General features: G+C 33.1%; 15 protein-coding genes. 10 read left to right on the forward strand and 5 right to left on the reverse strand.

The genetic code is table 11. From position 1 onward, the window contains the following. Window positions 1–44 precede the first annotated feature (44 nt). From B8963_RS14330 to yidC, 3 genes are all read left to right on the forward strand, one after another. Window positions 45–281, forward strand: coding sequence for a DUF3820 family protein (locus tag B8963_RS14330; protein WP_084062750.1), 237 nt, complete (start codon window positions 45–47; stop codon window positions 279–281). A 60-nt stretch (window positions 282–341) separates the two neighbouring features. After that, complete coding sequence (locus tag B8963_RS14335; RefSeq protein ID WP_084062752.1) at window positions 342–1,955, forward strand: CTP synthase; 1,614 nt, start codon at window positions 342–344, stop codon at window positions 1,953–1,955. A 94-nt stretch (window positions 1,956–2,049) separates the two neighbouring features. Next, on the forward strand, window positions 2,050–3,906 hold the full coding sequence (gene yidC, locus B8963_RS14340) for a membrane protein insertase YidC (protein ID WP_084062754.1): 1,857 nt from the start codon (window positions 2,050–2,052) through the stop codon (window positions 3,904–3,906). A 269-nt stretch (window positions 3,907–4,175) separates the two neighbouring features. On the opposite strand, the gene B8963_RS16210 is transcribed toward yidC, so the two are convergent. Further along, a complete protein-coding gene (locus tag B8963_RS16210; protein WP_084062757.1) occupies window positions 4,176–6,191 on the reverse strand; it encodes a fasciclin domain-containing protein in 2,016 nt (671 codons plus the stop codon). A 259-nt stretch (window positions 6,192–6,450) separates the two neighbouring features. On the opposite strand from B8963_RS16210, the gene mnmA reads away from it, so the two are divergent. Further along, a complete protein-coding gene (mnmA, locus tag B8963_RS14350; RefSeq protein ID WP_084062759.1) occupies window positions 6,451–7,641 on the forward strand; it encodes a tRNA 2-thiouridine(34) synthase MnmA in 1,191 nt (396 codons plus the stop codon). A gap of 1 nt (window position 7,642) precedes the next feature. After that, window positions 7,643–8,584, forward strand: a complete 942-nt coding sequence (locus B8963_RS14355) for an NAD(P)H-dependent flavin oxidoreductase (RefSeq protein ID WP_084062762.1) — start codon at window positions 7,643–7,645, stop codon at window positions 8,582–8,584. 7 nt (window positions 8,585–8,591) lie between these two features. On the opposite strand, the gene B8963_RS14360 is transcribed toward B8963_RS14355, so the two are convergent. Beyond that, complete coding sequence (locus B8963_RS14360; RefSeq protein WP_084062764.1) at window positions 8,592–9,107, reverse strand: GNAT family N-acetyltransferase; 516 nt, start codon at window positions 9,105–9,107, stop codon at window positions 8,592–8,594. 111 nt (window positions 9,108–9,218) lie between these two features. Between B8963_RS14360 and mazG the strand changes: the two genes are divergently transcribed. The 5 genes from mazG to B8963_RS14385 all read left to right on the forward strand — a co-directional run bounded on the left by mazG (window position 9,219) and on the right by B8963_RS14385 (window position 13,978). Further along, complete coding sequence (mazG, locus tag B8963_RS14365; protein ID WP_084062767.1) at window positions 9,219–9,992, forward strand: nucleoside triphosphate pyrophosphohydrolase; 774 nt, start codon at window positions 9,219–9,221, stop codon at window positions 9,990–9,992. Window positions 9,993–10,075: 83 nt separating this feature from the next. Then, on the forward strand, window positions 10,076–11,452 hold the full coding sequence (locus tag B8963_RS14370; protein ID WP_084062769.1) for an MATE family efflux transporter: 1,377 nt from the start codon (window positions 10,076–10,078) through the stop codon (window positions 11,450–11,452). Window positions 11,453–11,517: 65 nt separating this feature from the next. After that, complete coding sequence (locus B8963_RS14375) at window positions 11,518–11,745, forward strand: hypothetical protein (protein ID WP_084062772.1); 228 nt, start codon at window positions 11,518–11,520, stop codon at window positions 11,743–11,745. A gap of 5 nt (window positions 11,746–11,750) precedes the next feature. Then, the gene (locus B8963_RS14380) at window positions 11,751–12,320 is read left to right on the forward strand and encodes a phosphatase PAP2 family protein (RefSeq protein ID WP_084062775.1); all 570 of its coding nucleotides are present in this window, start codon (window positions 11,751–11,753) and stop codon (window positions 12,318–12,320) included. Next, window positions 12,317–13,978 carry an ArnT family glycosyltransferase gene (locus tag B8963_RS14385; RefSeq protein WP_084062777.1) on the forward strand — a complete coding sequence of 554 codons (1,662 nt, stop codon included), beginning with the start codon at window positions 12,317–12,319 and terminating at the stop codon, window positions 13,976–13,978. The genes B8963_RS14380 and B8963_RS14385 overlap by 4 nt, the downstream gene beginning before the upstream one ends. 3 nt (window positions 13,979–13,981) lie before the next feature. On the opposite strand, the gene B8963_RS14390 is transcribed toward B8963_RS14385, so the two are convergent. Genes B8963_RS14390 through meaB form a run of 3 tightly spaced genes read right to left on the reverse strand, consistent with a single transcriptional unit; the run spans window position 13,982 to window position 16,949 of the window. Further along, entirely contained in the window at window positions 13,982–14,848 is an 867-nt protein-coding gene (locus B8963_RS14390) for a lysylphosphatidylglycerol synthase transmembrane domain-containing protein (RefSeq protein WP_084062779.1), read from the reverse strand. Next, the gene (locus B8963_RS14395) at window positions 14,832–15,788 is read right to left on the reverse strand and encodes a glycosyltransferase family 2 protein (RefSeq protein ID WP_084062782.1); all 957 of its coding nucleotides are present in this window, start codon (window positions 15,786–15,788) and stop codon (window positions 14,832–14,834) included. Before B8963_RS14395 ends, B8963_RS14390 begins: the two co-directional genes overlap by 17 nt. Window positions 15,789–15,821: 33 nt before the next feature. After that, a complete protein-coding gene (meaB, locus tag B8963_RS14400) occupies window positions 15,822–16,949 on the reverse strand; it encodes a methylmalonyl Co-A mutase-associated GTPase MeaB (protein WP_234989679.1) in 1,128 nt (375 codons plus the stop codon). Window positions 16,950–17,013: the final 64 nt, after the last annotated feature.

The raw sequence follows: 17,013 nt of genomic DNA on the forward strand, positions 1-17,013 counted from the left end.
TTTTTACAGACAGCTACTATTATAGCTCAAGAACTACATAAATTATGCAAATTCAGCCAGATACTAAAAAATTAATAGAGCTTGCCCATTATCGTATGCCTTTTGGGAAGTACAAAGGACGTTTTTTAGTGGAGCTACCAGAGCCTTATTTAATTTGGTTTCAGCAAAAGGGATTTCCAGAAGGAAAGCTTGGGGAATTACTGAGAGCAATGACCGAGATTAAAATAAATGGACTAGAAGGACTCATAAGAAAGATTCAAAAAGATTTTCCTAAACAATAGTCCATTAATCTAGATTCAATTTGTATTTTTGCTTGCGTTAAGAATTCAACCTAACGCTTCATGTCACAGACAAAATATATTTTCGTAACCGGTGGGGTTACTTCTTCATTAGGTAAAGGTATTATTGCCGCCTCTTTAGCAAAATTATTGCAAGCAAGAGGGTATAGAACTACCATCCAAAAATTAGATCCTTATATAAATGTAGATCCAGGAACTTTAAATCCTTACGAGCATGGAGAATGTTACGTAACCGATGATGGAGCAGAAACCGATTTAGATCTTGGTCACTACGAACGTTTTTTGAATTCTACAACCTCACAAGCCAATAATGTAACTACAGGTAGAATATACCAAAGTGTTATAGAAAAAGAGCGTAGGGGAGAGTTTTTAGGCAAAACTGTTCAAGTAGTGCCGCATATTACAAATGAAATTAAAGACCGCATTCAAATATTAGGTAAAAGCGGTGATTACGATATTGTTATCACCGAAATAGGTGGAACGGTCGGAGATATAGAATCGTTGCCATACATAGAAGCGGTGCGTCAATTACTTTGGGAGCTTGGTGATAATAACGGTATAGTTATTCACTTAACCCTTGTGCCTTATCTTTCTGCTGCTGGCGAACTTAAAACTAAACCAACGCAACATTCTGTTAAAACATTAATGGAGAGTGGAATAAAAGCAGATATTTTAGTTTGTAGAACCGAACATGAAATTTCTGATGAGATAAAACACAAACTTGCCTTATTCTGTAATGTAAAAAGAGAAGCCGTAATACAATCTATTGATGCATCAACCATTTATGATGTGCCTATATTAATGCAACAAGAAGGCTTAGACACAGTTACTTTACAGCGTTTGGCGTTGCCAGATACTACAAAACCTAATTTAGAGCAATGGAATCAGTTTTTAAATAAACATAAAAATCCAAAGCATGAAGTTACTATAGGTTTAGTAGGTAAATATGTAGAATTACAAGATTCATATAAATCTATTTTAGAATCTTTTATACATGCAGGAGCTGTAAATGAAGTAAAAGTAAATGTACGTTCTATACATTCTGAACATATAAACGAGAAAAATTTCGAAACAAAATTAAAAGGTTTAAACGGAATTTTAGTTGCTCCAGGTTTTGGAGAAAGAGGAATAGAGGGTAAAATAAAAGCGGTACAATTTGCTAGAGAAAATAACATTCCTTTTTTGGGTATATGTTTAGGGATGCAAATGGCGGTTATTGAATTTTCTAGAAATGTATTGGGTTTTACAGATGCTACTTCAACTGAAATGCATGAAAGTACAGAGCATCCAGTAATTAATTTAATGGAGGCTCAAAAAAACATTACCAACAAAGGAGGTACAATGCGATTAGGAAGTTGGGATTGTGAACTTAAAAAAGGCAGCTTAGTAAGTAAGGTGTACCATGGTGCTAAAGAAATTTCAGAACGCCACAGACATAGATACGAGTTTAATAACGAGTATAAAGAACAGATAGAAAAGGCTGGAATGGTTGCTTCAGGAATAAACAAAGAAACAGGTCTTGTTGAAATTGTAGAGATTCCAGCACACCCATGGTTTATAGGCGTGCAATACCATCCAGAATACAAGAGTACGGTATTAAACCCACATCCATTATTTGTAGGTTTTGTAAAAGCAGCATTGGAGCAAAAAAAATAAGAATATATGTCAGTTTGACATAAAATGTAGAATTGGGGCTATATTTGCAACCGTTTACAAGCAAATACATGCGAGGATATTTATAATAGTTTAAATGGAAGAAAAAAAATTAGATGTTAATACGATAATTGGATTTGTATTAATTTTTGGAATTCTGCTTTTTATGTTTTGGCAGAACCAACCTACACCAGAAGAAATAGCAGCTAAAAAAGCAGAACAAGGGCAAATTGATGCTAAGGCAAAAGAAAATAAAGTAGTTGAAGAGAAAGTAGTAACACCCGCTACATTAAATTTACAAGATTCTACAGCTCTTGCCAATTATAAAAGTACGTTAGGCGCTTTTGGTTTTACTCAAGCTAACGAAGCTACAACAGTGCTAGAAAATAATCTAGTTTCTTTAAAAGTGAGCAATAAAGGAGGGCAGATTGTTGAGGTACTTTTAAAAAAGTTTAAAACTTATGATTCTGTTCCAGTATATTTAGTAAAAGACGGTAATTCCTCTTTTGGGCTTAATTTTTCTACATCTGATAATCGCGTTTTAAATACCAAAGATTTATTTTTTGAGCCATCACTAACTAAAAATGGAAATAGCTCTGTACTTTCCATGAAGGCCAAAGTTTCTAATAATCAATATTTAGAATATCGTTATGAAATAAAGCCAGATGATTACATGGTAGATTTCGCTATTAAATCGCAAGGTTTAAATGGGGTAATAAATAGTTCTAAACCTGTTCATTTAGATTGGAAATTAAAAGCTATTCGTCACTCTAAAAGTATTCAATATGAAAATAGGTATTCTCGTTTAACCTATAATCATGAAGACGGAAAAATTAGCAAATTATCAGATTCTAGCGATGATGATGAAGAAACTGAAACAGATTTAAAATGGATTTCATTTAGGCAGCATTTCTTTAGTTCAATACTTGCTACAGATACTCATTTTGATACAGCTCGTTTGTCATCAAAAAATTTAGTAAAAGAGGAGAGTCATACTCAAGAGTATATGAAAGATTATAGTGCTTCTGAAATTCCTTTAAAATTAGAAGGTGGAGAACTTGCCTATAATTTTGATTGGTATTACGGGCCTACAGATGTTAAAGTATTGGCCAAATACGAAAAGCTTGGTTTAGAAGATTCCATACCTTTTGGATGGGGTATTTTTGGATGGATAAATAGGTATTTCTTCACTCCAGTTTTTACATTCTTAAGTTCAATGCTACCAGCAGGTATAGCTATTATTGTTATGACTATTTTGGTTCGTTTAGCCATGTCGCCAGTTACGTATAAATCATACTTATCTCAAGCTAAAATGAAGGTGTTAAAGCCTGAAATTGCTGAGATTAATGAAAAGTACAAGGACAATGCAATGAAGAGACAGCAAGAAACCATGAAATTGAATAATAAAGCGGGGGTAAGTCCTTTAAGTGGATGTATACCTGCATTAATTCAAATGCCAATTTTCTATGCGCTTTTTAGCTTTTTCCCAACCTCATTTGCACTACGTCAAAAATCGTTCTTATGGGCGGATGATTTATCTTCTTATGACACCATAGCACAATTACCATTTACAATTCCATTTTATGGTGATCATGTTAGTTTGTTCCCAATATTGGCATCGATTGCTATATTCTTTTATATGATGATGACCACCGGGCAGAATATGACACAGCAACCTGGAATGCCAAACATGAAGTTTATCATGTACTTATCCCCAGTGATGATGTTGGTCTTTTTTAATGGTTATGCAAGTGGATTGAGTTTGTATTATTTTATCTCTAACTTAATTACCATTTTTATAATGTTAGCAATTAAGAATTTTATTTTAGATGACGCCAAAATACATGCTCAGATTCAAGAAAATAAATTGAAACCTAAAAAGGAAAACAAATTTCAGCGCAAGATGAGAGAGATGATGGAGCAAGCTGAAGCTCAAAAGAATTCTAAGAAGTAAGAGAATAATTCAAAATATAAAAAGCTCCTTTGCTATGATTTTTATAAATCTTGCTTAGGAGCTTTTTAGTTGGGTTAGTTTGGTAAGTTTTGGGATGTCAAAAATGCGGCATATGTAGGGTTTTTTAAAATATTAGTTGTAAAGGCTCGAATATTGTATATTAAATAATACATTCTTGATGTTCAATAATTACTTCTTGCGTTTGTCTTAAATAAAAAAAAGCTGCATTAGAATTCTAATGCAGCTTTTTTTAAATTGTTGGTATGTTTTTAATGACCCAAAGCACTTAATACTGAAGCAGGGACTAAAACTTGATTAATAGTGTGTGCAACACCATTAGTTGCTAAAATATCAGTTCCAGTTATACCCGCATCTGTATTGCCAGTGGTGGTATCTCTAACTACAAATGTGTTGCCAGAAGCTACTATAGTTATAGAGTTTTGAGCAAAAGCAGTGGCTACACTACCAGCACTTAAGTCGCCAGCTTTAACTTCACTTGTAATTACATGATATAATAATATGTTTCTTAGTGCATCTATTTCTGCAGTGGTATTAAAAGCATCTAAACCTAAGGTTGGGAAATCTCCTCCTAAAAAGTTAAGGAATGCTACAAAAGCGTCATTTGTAGGCGCAAAAACGGTGAATGGTCCAGCACCATTTAATGTATCTACTAAACCAGCTTTAATCACCGCAGCTTCTAGTATAGATAAAGCATCCGTATTTACCACTATATTCACTAAAGTACCATTGTTTAAAGCAGTAACAAAATCTATTGCTTCTTGTGGTAATAATACTTTATCAATAGTATGGGCAACACCATTGGTTGCTAATATATCAGTTCCAGTAATGTTAGCATTAGTTGAAGAGGCATCACCAATTACAAAAGTATTTCCTGAAGCGATAACTTCAATGCTATTATCAGCTAGCGCAGTCCCTACATTTCCAGCAGCTAAATCTGCAGCAAATACGTTGGCAGGAATTACATGATATAAAAGTATGTTTCTTAAAAGATCAATTTCTGCAGTAGTATTAAAATCATCTAAGCTATTATAATCATCTCCAAGAGCATTTAACAATGCAACAAAAGCATCATTGGTAGGAGCAAATACGGTAAATGGTCCAGCACCATTTAAAGTGTCTACTAAACCAGTTTTGATAACTGCTGCTTCTAAAATTGATAATGGATCTGTGTTAACTACTATATTTACTAAAGTACCATTGTTTAAAGCAGTAACAAAATCAATTGCTTCTTGTGGTAATAAAACTTTATCAATAGTATGTGCCACACCATTTGAAGCTAAAATATCAGTTCCAGTAATATTGGCATTTGTTGTAGAGGCATCACCAATTACAAAGGTATTTCCTGAAGCAATTACCTCAATACTGTTATCAGTAAGGGCAGTCCCTACATTTCCAGCAGCTAAATCAGCAGCTAGTACGTTTGCCGGAATTACATGGTATAAAAGAATATTTCTTAAAAGGTTGATTTCAGCTTCGGTATCGAAATCATCTAGGCTGTTATAATCATCACCTAGTGCATTTAACAAAGCAACAAAGGCATCGTTGGTTGGAGCGAAAACGGTAAATGGTCCAGCACCACTTAAAGTAGCTGCTAAATCAGCTTTGATAACTGCTGCTTCTAAAATAGATAATGCATCAGTGCTTACTACTACATCTACTAAAGATCTTTCGGCAGCAGCAATCTCTTCTAATTGCGTTAAGGCTGCTTCAGGTATTAACACTTTATCTACTACATGTACAACACCATTACTAGCTTCTACATCTGCGATAACAACTTTGGCATCAGCCTCTGTAACATCTTGAACAAATACGTTTCCACCTGTCAAAGAGATTGTTAATTTTTCACCTTGCACAGTAGTTACTTCTTGACCGTTACTTAAATCTGTAGATTTTACTGCAGCACCTGCTACAACATGATAGGTAAGTATAGTGGCTAGTAACTCTTTTTTTTCTGGGGTATTAAAGTCATCTAAAGAATCATATCCTTCTAAACTAGCTAATAAATTTGTGAAGGCATCATTGGTTGGCGCAAATACAGTAAATGGACCATTGCCACTTAAAGTACCAACTAAATTTGCACTGGTACCTTCGTCTGCTTTTAATAAAGCAGCAACTAAACTACTCAAAGCGTCAGTTGCTTGTGCCGTTTGAACTATGTTTTGAGACATTTCTGGCATTTTATCATCATCCTTGTCACAAGAAATTGCAAATGATAAAAAGAGAATACTTAGGAAAACACTTTTAATTTTTACTAATTTTTTCATCGTTTTAGTTATTAAGTTAATAAATTGTTTAATGTTTAGAGATAAAGGTTAAACAATGTGAAGATACTTATATCTTTGAATGGTTGCGTTTGTTTAATGTTTTTTAGTAAAAGTTTAACAAAAAAAGAATAATAACAGGGTTTTTAGGATGTTTTTTTAACATATGATTAGTAAAATGAAAGGCAATTTTATGGATTAAGTCGCGACTTAATTTTTGACTATCAAATTTTGTATTTTTGTAATCTTATTAAATTAAATAATGAAAAAAGTAGTAGTAGGACTATCAGGAGGGGTGGATTCTAGTGTCGCAGCTTATCTTCTTAAAGAGGAAGGTTATGAAGTGATAGGTCTTTTTATGAAAAATTGGCATGATGATTCGGTAACCATATCCGATGAATGTCCGTGGTTAGAGGATAGCAATGATGCTATGATTGTTGCAGATAAATTGGGGATTCCTTTTCAAACGGTAGATTTAAGCGTTGAATATAAAGAACGTATTGTTGATTATATGTTTGCCGAGTACGAAAAAGGTAGAACGCCTAATCCAGACGTACTCTGTAATCGCGAAATAAAATTCGATGTGTTCATGAAAATTGCTATGCAATTGGGTGCTGATTATGTGGCAACAGGTCATTATTGTAGAAAAGGAATTATTACTAATGAAGATGGTACCGAAACGTATCAGCTTTTATCAGGAAAGGATCCTAATAAAGATCAATCTTACTTTTTGTGCCAGTTATCACAAGAACAATTAGCTAAAACATTATTTCCAATAGGTGAATTATTAAAGCCAGAAGTTAGAGAAATTGCTGCTAAAAATGAACTTATTACGGCCGACAAAAAAGACTCACAAGGGTTATGTTTTATTGGCAAAGTGCGCTTACCAGAATTTTTACAGCAAAAACTAAAGCCAAAAAAAGGGCTTATTGTGGAAGTTCCTGCAGGGATTAGTCAGTATGAGAATAGAGTTTCAGAATTTTCTACAATTACAGAGGAGTTAGCATATAATTCTCAAAAACCAGTTTATCATTTACAAGATGGTAAAGTGGTTGGTGAGCATCAAGGAGCGCATTACTTTACCAAAGGACAACGCAAAGGATTAGATGTTGGCGGTACCAAAGAACCTTTGTTTGTTATAGAAACAGATGTAAACGAAAATGTGATTTATACCGGACAAGGGAAAAATCATCCAGGTTTGTACCGTAGAACATTATTCATAACCGATGATGAATTGCATTGGGTGCGACCAGATTTGGCATTGCAAAATGATGAATCTATGCAAGTAAAAGCACGAATTCGATATCGTCAAGAATTGCAAGAAGCAACGTTATATAAAATTGAAGGTGGTATGTATGTTGATTTTAAGGAAAAACAATCCGCAATTACCGAAGGGCAATTTGTTGCTTGGCATTTAAATGATGAGTTAATTGGCTCCGGGGTTATATCATAATATGACAAATAGAATTACATCGCTTTTTAATATAAAATATCCAATTATTCAAGGAGGAATGATATGGGCTAGTGGATGGCGATTGGCATCTGCTGTTTCTAATGCTGGTGGCTTGGGAATTATTGGTGCTGGCTCTATGTATCCTGAGGTGCTTCGAGAGCATATTTTAAAATGCCAACAAGCTACAAATAAGCCATTTGCAGTGAATGTTCCTATGCTATATCCTGATCTAGATAAATTAATGGATATTATTGTAACACTTGGCGTTAAAATTGTTTTTACTTCCGCTGGTAACCCAAAAACATGGACAGCCTATTTAAAAGATAAAAATATTACTGTTGTGCATGTGGTAAGCAGTTTAAAATTTGCACTTAAGGCACAAGAAGCTGGAGTAGATGCTATAGTAGCAGAAGGTTTTGAGGCTGGCGGACATAATGGGAGAGATGAAACAACAACATTAACCTTAATACCTGCCGTAAAAGAACATATTAAAATTCCATTAATCGCCGCAGGAGGTATTGCTACTGGTAGTGCTATGTTAGCTGTTATGGTTTTGGGAGCTGATGGCGTGCAAGTTGGAAGCAGATTTGTAGCAAGTGATGAAGCATCGTCCCATCAATCTTTTAAAAATAAAATTGTAGAAATTAGTGAGGGAGATACGCAACTAACGTTAAAAGAATTAGCTCCTGTACGATTAATAAAGAACAAATTCTATAATGATATTCAAGCGCTTTATCAAAAAGGCGCTACTGCCGAAGAATTAAAAATATTGCTTGGTAGAGCAAGAGCAAAACACGGTATGTTTGAAGGCGACATGGAGGAAGGAGAATTGGAAATTGGACAAGTTTCAGCAATTATTCATGAAATAAAACCTGCTGCTATGATTATAGCCGATATAATGAAAGAGTTTACTATGGCAAAGAGTTTTGTGGCCAAGCTATAGCTCAATTTCATTCGGCAACTTCCGTAGAAAATACTAATAATTCTTTTTGGTCTGGTTCTAATTTTATCGTATCGACTTCAGATAAACCTATTTTTTCCAATAAGTTTCTCGATTTATAGTTGTCTTCTGTGGTAATGCCAAGAATTGGATTTAGTTTTAAATTGTTTTTACCATAGTGTATAGCGGCTATGGCGGCTTCATAGGTATATCCTAATCCTTCATAATCAGGCAAAATAGCAAAACCAATGTCAGGATTTTTCAAATAATCTCTTTTTAAAAATCCACACATTCCAATTGGGATATTCGTATTTTTCAGAGCAACCAACCACAACCCATATCCATGAGTAGCATAACTCTTTAAAGGGCCAGTAAGTAAATATTCTTCAGCCTCTTTATTGGTTTTAATGCCTCGGTTTCCAATAAATTTTAACCAATTAGGAGCATTAACTAAATCCAAAATAAAATTTGTATCAGTAAGAATAAATTCTCTTAATGTTAATCTAGTAGTGTCTAATATTTTCATATTTAAAATCTTAGTTTTTGCTAATCATTTTAAATCTAAATTAGGTATTAAATAACAACTAAGTTCCTTTCAAAATTATAACATTCGTATTTTTGTATAAATTTCAATTCTATGAATTCCAGAGCCCAACAATTACAAGCCTTTGATAGATTGCTAACTATTATGGATGAGCTTAGAACCCAATGTCCTTGGGATAAAAAGCAAACTATGGAAACTTTAAGGCACTTAACAATAGAAGAAACTTATGAGCTGGGTGATGCAATTCTGAATAACGATTTGCAAGAAGTTAAAAAGGAGCTGGGAGATATTTTATTGCATATTGTTTTTTATGCAAGAATAGGGAGTGAAACAAATGATTTTGATATTGCCGATGTTGCAAATGATATTTGTGAAAAGCTTATACATAGACATCCACACATTTATGGTGATGTTAAAGTTGCCAATGAGGAAGAGGTGAAACAAAATTGGGAAAAACTAAAATTAAAAGAAGGTAAAAACTCTGTTTTAGAGGGTGTGCCTAAAGGTTTACCTTCATTAGTTAAAGCCAGTAGAATACAAGAAAAGGTAGCTGGGGTAGGATTTGATTGGGAAAAGCCTGAACAAGTTTGGGAAAAAGTTCAAGAAGAGTTGCAAGAGTTTCAAGATGAAGTAAAGTCAGACAATAAAGATGCTATGGAAGCTGAGTTCGGTGATGTGCTCTTCGCTATGGTTAATTATGCAAGGTTTCTAAAAATAAACCCTGAAAATGCATTAGAACGGACCAATAAAAAATTTATAGGAAGATTTCAATACCTAGAAAGTAAAGCTAAAGGATTAGGTAAAGAATTGAAAGATATGACCTTAGCTGAAATGGATGTTTTTTGGGAAGAAGCAAAAAAAAATTAATATAAACGCTTTATAAGTATCCTTTTTAAAAAGCATGAAATCTAAAAAGGAAGGTGGTATCTTTGCGACTGAAAAATTATAATTTGCTTCAACAATACACTAAAGAATTTAAGTACAATTTAACCCTTGCTGTTCCTGTAATTTTTGGAATGCTGGGGCATACTTTTGTTCAATTTTCCGATAATATAATGGTGGGTCAATTGGGTACGGCGGAGTTAGCAGCGGTATCTTTAGGGAATAGTTTTGTATTTGTAGCCATGTCTTTAGGTATTGGCTTTTCTACGGCCATTACACCTTTGGTCGCAGAATCGCATACCGCCGAAAAGCCAGAAGAAGGTAAAAGTGCACTAAAACACGGATTGGTTTTATGTACGGTTTTGGGTTTAGCACTTTTTGGACTTATTTTATTGGCGAAGCCATTAATGTATTTAATGAAACAACCACAAGAAGTGGTTGAATTAGCAATGCCTTATTTAGATTTGGTAGCTTTTTCGCTAGTTCCTTTAATTATTTTTCAAGCATTTAAACAGTTTTCAGAAGGACTCTCGCAGACTAAATACCCAATGTATGCTACCATTTTGGCAAATGTTGTGAATATATTTTTTAATTATGTTTTAATATTTGGTAACCTTGGTTTTCCAAAAATGGGAATAGTCGGTGCAGCTATCGGTACCTTATTTTCTAGAGTAGTCATGGTTGTTTTTATTTGGTATTTACTTAAGAATAAAAAGAAATTTCACGATTATGTAACCGGCTTCAATTTTAGAAATTTGGAGAAAAAAGTTCTAAAGAAGATTATAAATCTTGGCTTTCCATCGGCTTTACAAATGTTTTTTGAAGTAGGTATTTTTACCTCTGCCGTTTGGCTTAGTGGAGTTTTAGGTAAAAATCATCAAGCAGCAAACCAAATTGCACTAAACTTATCTAGTATGACCTTTATGGTAGGAATGGGGCTGGGGGTAGCCGCAATGATACGTGTAGGTAACCAGAAAGGCCTAAGCGATTTTAAAGAATTACGAAGATTGGCTTATTCTATATTTTTTCTTACGTTGTTACTTGAAATAGTTTTTGCAGCCTTATTTTTTGCATTTAATGATTGGTTGCCAAAAATATATTTAGATGTAAATGATGCTGCAAATCAATTAGATAATTTTGAGGTGATAGCTTTAGCTGCTCAATTATTACTTGTTGCTGCGGTTTTTCAAATTTCAGATGGCTTACAAGTGGTAATTTTGGGTGCTTTAAGGGGTTTGCAAGATGTAAAAGTCCCCACAATATTAACATTTATAGCCTATTGGCTTGTAGGATTTCCAACAAGTTATTATTTATGCTTGTACACAGATTTAAAAAGTACTGGAATTTGGATTGGTTTACTCGCAGGATTAACCACTGCGGCAGTATTACTGTATATTAGGTTTAACAGGCAAACAAAAAAGTTAATAGCAACTAAAGAATTATAGCAAAGTAATTTTTGCAAGTATTATTTCAAATAATTGTAATTTTAAACATTGAAAAATAGTATACTATGGAATTCCCTAAGTTTTTGCTTGGCGACAATACAGATTATCCAACAGCAATATTTGTAATACATACAGATTATCCAAGATTTATCATTAACCTTGAGAATGATGAAGTAGAGTGGTTGGAGGATTTTTCTTCTGAAGATGAAAAAGAACTTGAAGTTGAAGCTGAAAATCTTATCGAACAAGCTACAGCATTTTACGACCGTGAAGTTTCTAGATACGAGGAATAACTATTATGCTGGAAGAGTTAATTCATTACGACAAAGAGCTTTTTCTTTTTTTAAATAATTTAGGAAGCAGTACTTGGGATGCTTTTTGGATGATGGTGACAAATAAATGGAGTTCCATACCTGTTTATTTAATTTTAGCTTTTTTATTTTACCGTAGTTACGGGCTTAAAAAAACCCTATTTGTATTAGTTTTTGTTGCTCTTTTAATTACTGCAGCGGATCAATTAGCCAATGTTTTTAAATATGGATTTAAACGATTAAGACCTTGTTATGACCAGGAGCTTAATGGGTTGTTCCGATTAGTTAAAGATTCTTGTGGCGGAAAGTATAGCTATTTTTCAGCGCACGCAGCAAATTCATTTGCAGTAGCTTTTTTCTTTTCTTTTTTACTAAAACAGAAATTTAAATACGTAAGCTATTTATTGGTATTCTGGGCTTGTTTGGTAGCCTATAGTAGAATTTATATTGGAGTTCATTTTCCATTAGACATACTTACTGGTGCAATCATAGGCTTGATATTTAGTGTGTTATTTCTAAAGTTATATATATTTGCAACACATAAAATTGGCTTATGATATCTAATGTTAGGTATTGGTTTTTAATGTTTCTTGTACTTGTTGTGTACATAGCGGGAATGTTTTCAACGCTATTTGAAAATGATTCTGCACAATTCGCAGTTATGGCCATGCGGATGGTTCAAGAAAACGATTTTATAAACCTAATTAAAGGTACCAACGAATACCTAGATAAGCCACATATGCATTATTGGCTTGCAGCATTATCATTTAAATTATTTGGTTTACATGACTGGGCATATCGGATTCCAGGACTATTGGCTACACTATTGGGAGCTTATAGTTGTTTTGGATTAGGTAAATTATTGTATAATAAAGAAGTTGGTAAAATAGCGTCATTAATATTTCTTACCTCCCAAACCATTGTTTTATCTGGAATTGATGTTAGAACAGATGCTGTTTTAACCGGATTTACCATTTTTGGTTTATGGCAATTAACTGCATATATAGAAAAAAACGCTCTAAAACATATGATTTTAGGTGCTTTTGGTGCAGGAATTGCATTTTCAACAAAGGGACAAATAGCGCTTGTGGTTATTGGATTGCCAATTCTATGTCATTTGGCTTACACTAGAAAATGGAATCGATTTATAAATTGGCGTGTTATCATTGGTGTATTGGTGTTTTTGCTAACCATAGCACCAATTCTGTATGCATATTATGTGCAATTTGACCTTCACCCTGAAAAAATAATTAGAGGAAGAAGTAACCGCAGCGGAATCTTCTTTATTTTATGGGAACAAAGTTTTGAGCGCATGAGCGGAGAGGGTATAGGTAAAAACAGTAGCGATTACTTTTTCTTTTTTCATACCTTTTTATGGGTTTTCTTGCCATGGACAATAATTGGTTTAGCCGCTTATTATAGAAGAATAAAAACTTTTATCAGACTTAGATTTAACTATAACCCTAGGTATGAATTTTTAACGTTAGGGGGAATAACATTGATTTTTATCTTGATTAGTTTTGCACAGTTTAAGCTACCCCATTATTTAAATTCTATTATTCCGCTATTCTCAGTATTAACAGCTTCATACTTATTTAGTTTGTCTGTTTACTCAAAAAAGAATGTAATTAAGTTTTTTCTTGGAGTGCAATACTTTATTCTAGGGATTGTTTTTATAGCCATTACGCTTTTCTGTTTTTATGTTTTCGAATTAAGATCATTCTATTCCTATCTATTATTGGCAATTACCAGTGTAATTGTTACATACTACACCTTAAAACAAGAAGAATATTCCATTAGGATTATTACTATAGCAACTACGGCATCGTTACTTTTAAATTCGGTTATGAATTTTCATTTTTATCCTAATTTATTGCAATACCAAGCAGGTTCTGCAATGTCTAAAATTATCCATGAAAATAAGATTCCGGTAAATACTATATATAAGTTAACGGAAGAACATACTTGGTCTTTAGATTTTTATAATCAATACCCGGTGCAGATTATTTCTTTAGAAGAACTAGAAAATAAAAATGACAGCTGGCTTTATGTATCAGATGAAGAACTACAAATTATTCGTGAATCGGTTTATGATTGGGATAAACAATATACTGTAGATGATTTTAGAATTACAAGGTTACAAGCTAAGTTTTTAAACCCTACTTCTCGCAGGAAAACTTTAAAAAGTAAGTACCTTATACATATTATCCACTAAAAATTACTTGATGATAAGCGCTGGTTTTTTAAAGTGGTAAACTATTCCAAATAAAGAAACAAAAGCCGTAATTAAAAAGAAAATCATACTTATGCCAATTGAGGTATCTTGATCTAAGTTAAGCAGCGACGCCCCATAGAAAAAAGTTACTTCTCTACTACCAATACCACCAATAGTTAAGGGTAGCACAGAAACAATTGAGGATACTAAAAAGATAAATAGGTAGGCTATTACATTATCATCAATATGTAAAGCTTTTAATATAAAAAATGCGCTAATTAGTTGAAATAACTGTACCAGTGCTGAATACCCAAATGAGCTCCAGTAAATTGGTAAAACATAGCTAAAAAAACGTTTGTTAAGATACCATAATACCAAAATACTCCCAAAGATTGCAATACTGGCATAAACTTCAATATGGCTAAGTATAGGGTTGTTTAAAAATAGGATAAGTATACAAGCGTAAATAAATAAAAGTAATAGCCCACTCAGACGGTCTAAGACCAATACAGCAACTATTTTTTTAGTGTCTACTGGGAATTGCTTTTTAATTAAATACCCTTTGTAAGCATCTCCACCAATACCTCCTGGTAGAAAAAGGTTATAAAACATACCCAACAAATACAACTTTAAATTACTTAGTTGGGTTAAATAAACATTGAGCTTGTGAAAATATAGGTTTATTCTAAATGAAGAAGCAATCTTAGAGACAATAAAAAAAACAATAGCTAAAACTAAATAAATAGGTTGTGTTTTTTTTAAGGAATCTAAAACGTCATTAAAAGAAATTTTAGTAAAAACAAAATAGATTAAAACAGCACTTATAATAAATTTAAGTGCTGTTATTATTTTTTTATTTGGTTTTATCACCTATTGATATGTTTTTAATGCGGTAAGGTCTTTTCTGTTGAGATTCGTAATAAGTACGAATTAATAACTCCATTACAATTCCAATAGTAAATAGTTGAATTCCTGCGAGAATAAACATCAATCCAAATATTAATAATGGTCTATTTCCAATATCTTCACCCATTAATTTAACTACAAGAAGGTATGCATTTATAACTACCCCAAGCATTATAAGAAGCACCCCAAAAATACCGAATAAGTGAATCGGTCTTTGAAAATATTTGCGGATAAATAATAGAAGCATCATATCTGCCACTACTTTAAAAACACGCTCTAAGCCATATTTAGAAACACCCGCATTTCTGGCATGATGTTTTACAGGAACTTGTTTAATTTGGGCACCTTCAAGATGTGCTAATAAGGTTATAAAACGGTGCATTTCTCCGTATAAATTAAGGTCTTTAGCAATATCTTTTGTAAAAACCTTTAGAGCGCAACCATTATCCTTTATATCTAGTTTAGTAACTCTTCTAACCATAAAATTGGCTATTTTAGAAGGTATTTTCTTTACCAAAGAATCTTTTCTTTTTTGTCTAATTCCTGTGATTAAATCATATTCACCGTTAACGGTATAAGATAACATTTGAGGAATATCGGAAGGATCATTTTGTAAATCGCCATCCATGGTAATAATATATTCCCCTTCAGCATAATCAATACCCGCAGCTAAAGCCAAACTTTGACCGTAGTTCTTTTTTAATGCTATTAAATGTACTTTTTCATCGTCCATTGCTTTTACTACTTTGCGCGTTGCATCCGTAGAAAAATCATCGATATATATAATTTGGTAAGTGTAACCTACCAAACTTTCATGTATTTTTTTTGTAAGTAGTACAACGTTCTCCTCTTCATTATATAAAGGAACTACAATAGAAAGAAGGTCGTTAGTTAAGATAGCCATAGCATATTTATTGAAGGTGCAAATTTATGGTTTTTATTTAAGTTCTTTTCTGTGAATTAACAACAATTGTTCTGCGGCCACAAATGGGGATATTTTAGCATTAATTACTTTTTCTAAAAGCAATTCAAATTCTTGCTGAACCGCTTTGTTTTGATAAAAATCGGCTTTTAAACGGTCTTCAATAGTTTGTATCAACCAATATTTATTTTGTTGTTTACGCTTTTCAAGAAAAAAATCGCCAGTTGTCTCGATGTACTCTTTTATAGTCTCCCAAATTTCATCGATGCCTTGGTTTTCTATGGCGGAACATTGTAATACTTTTGGCGTCCAACCATTCTGTTTTGGAGGGTATAAATGTAGCGCTCTTGTAAATTCTATTTTGGCAATTTTTGCAGCTTGTTTGTTCGCTCCATCTGCTTTATTAATTACAATACTGTCTGCTAATTCTATGATGCCTCTTTTTATACCTTGTAATTCATCGCCTGCGCCTGCAAGTTTTAATAACAGAAAAAAATCTACCATGCCGTGTACGGCAGTTTCACTTTGTCCTACACCTACGGTTTCTATTAATATAATATCGTAGCCAGCAGCTTCACATAAAATAATAGTCTCACGGGTTTTTCTAGCAACTCCTCCTAGAGAGCTCCCCGATGGAGAGGGTCTAATAAATGCATTTGCGTTTTTTACTAAAGCCTCCATTCTTGTCTTGTCTCCTAAAATACTGCCTTTGCTTACTGAACTAGTAGGATCCACAGCTAAAACAGCCACTTTTTTTCCTTTAGTAGTTAGTAATTTCCCAAAAGATTCGATAAAAGTACTTTTACCAACACCTGGCACACCGGTAATACCTATTCTAATGCTGTCTGTTTTGATTTTTATACAAGCATCAATTAATTCATTTGCTTGTTTTGCATGTAATGTATTGTTGCTTTCTATTAGGGTAATGGCTCTACTTAAGGTGGCTGTTTCACCTTTAAGTATGCCACTTATTAATGTATCTGTACTTATTTTTTCTTTGCGAATAGATTTTATTTGAGCAATAGATTTATCATTAAAAACCTCAGGAGCTTTTATTCCCTTTTTTTCTTCTAATGCAGATTTAGATTTTGGCTTTTTCAAAAACTCGGAAATTGGATTGATGGAAAATAAGGCTTTTTTCAAACATTCACACAAATTTAATAATTCATTTTTCGTAAGGTGTTTTTCAATCACTATATTATGCTAT

Origin of the sequence: Cellulophaga tyrosinoxydans (assembly GCF_900176415.1) — a bacterium.
Lineage (GTDB): Bacteria > Bacteroidota > Bacteroidia > Flavobacteriales > Flavobacteriaceae > Cellulophaga > Cellulophaga tyrosinoxydans.

Excerpts from the sequence above, each read along its gene's own strand:
- B8963_RS14330 (WP_084062750.1), top strand. The coding sequence starts at position 45 with ATGCAAATTCAGCCAGATACTAAAAAATTAATAGAGCTTGCCCATTAT.
- B8963_RS14335 (WP_084062752.1), top strand. The coding sequence starts at position 342 with ATGTCACAGACAAAATATATTTTCGTAACCGGTGGGGTTACTTCTTCA.
- yidC (WP_084062754.1), top strand. The coding sequence starts at position 2,050 with ATGGAAGAAAAAAAATTAGATGTTAATACGATAATTGGATTTGTATTA.
- B8963_RS16210 (WP_084062757.1), bottom strand. The coding sequence starts at position 6,191 with ATGAAAAAATTAGTAAAAATTAAAAGTGTTTTCCTAAGTATTCTCTTT.
- mnmA (WP_084062759.1), top strand. The coding sequence starts at position 6,451 with ATGAAAAAAGTAGTAGTAGGACTATCAGGAGGGGTGGATTCTAGTGTC.
- B8963_RS14355 (WP_084062762.1), top strand. The coding sequence starts at position 7,643 with ATGACAAATAGAATTACATCGCTTTTTAATATAAAATATCCAATTATT.
- B8963_RS14360 (WP_084062764.1), bottom strand. The coding sequence starts at position 9,107 with ATGAAAATATTAGACACTACTAGATTAACATTAAGAGAATTTATTCTT.
- mazG (WP_084062767.1), top strand. The coding sequence starts at position 9,219 with ATGAATTCCAGAGCCCAACAATTACAAGCCTTTGATAGATTGCTAACT.
- B8963_RS14375 (WP_084062772.1), top strand. The coding sequence starts at position 11,518 with ATGGAATTCCCTAAGTTTTTGCTTGGCGACAATACAGATTATCCAACA.
- B8963_RS14380 (WP_084062775.1), top strand. The coding sequence starts at position 11,751 with ATGCTGGAAGAGTTAATTCATTACGACAAAGAGCTTTTTCTTTTTTTA.
- B8963_RS14385 (WP_084062777.1), top strand. The coding sequence starts at position 12,317 with ATGATATCTAATGTTAGGTATTGGTTTTTAATGTTTCTTGTACTTGTT.
- B8963_RS14395 (WP_084062782.1), bottom strand. The coding sequence starts at position 15,788 with ATGGCTATCTTAACTAACGACCTTCTTTCTATTGTAGTTCCTTTATAT.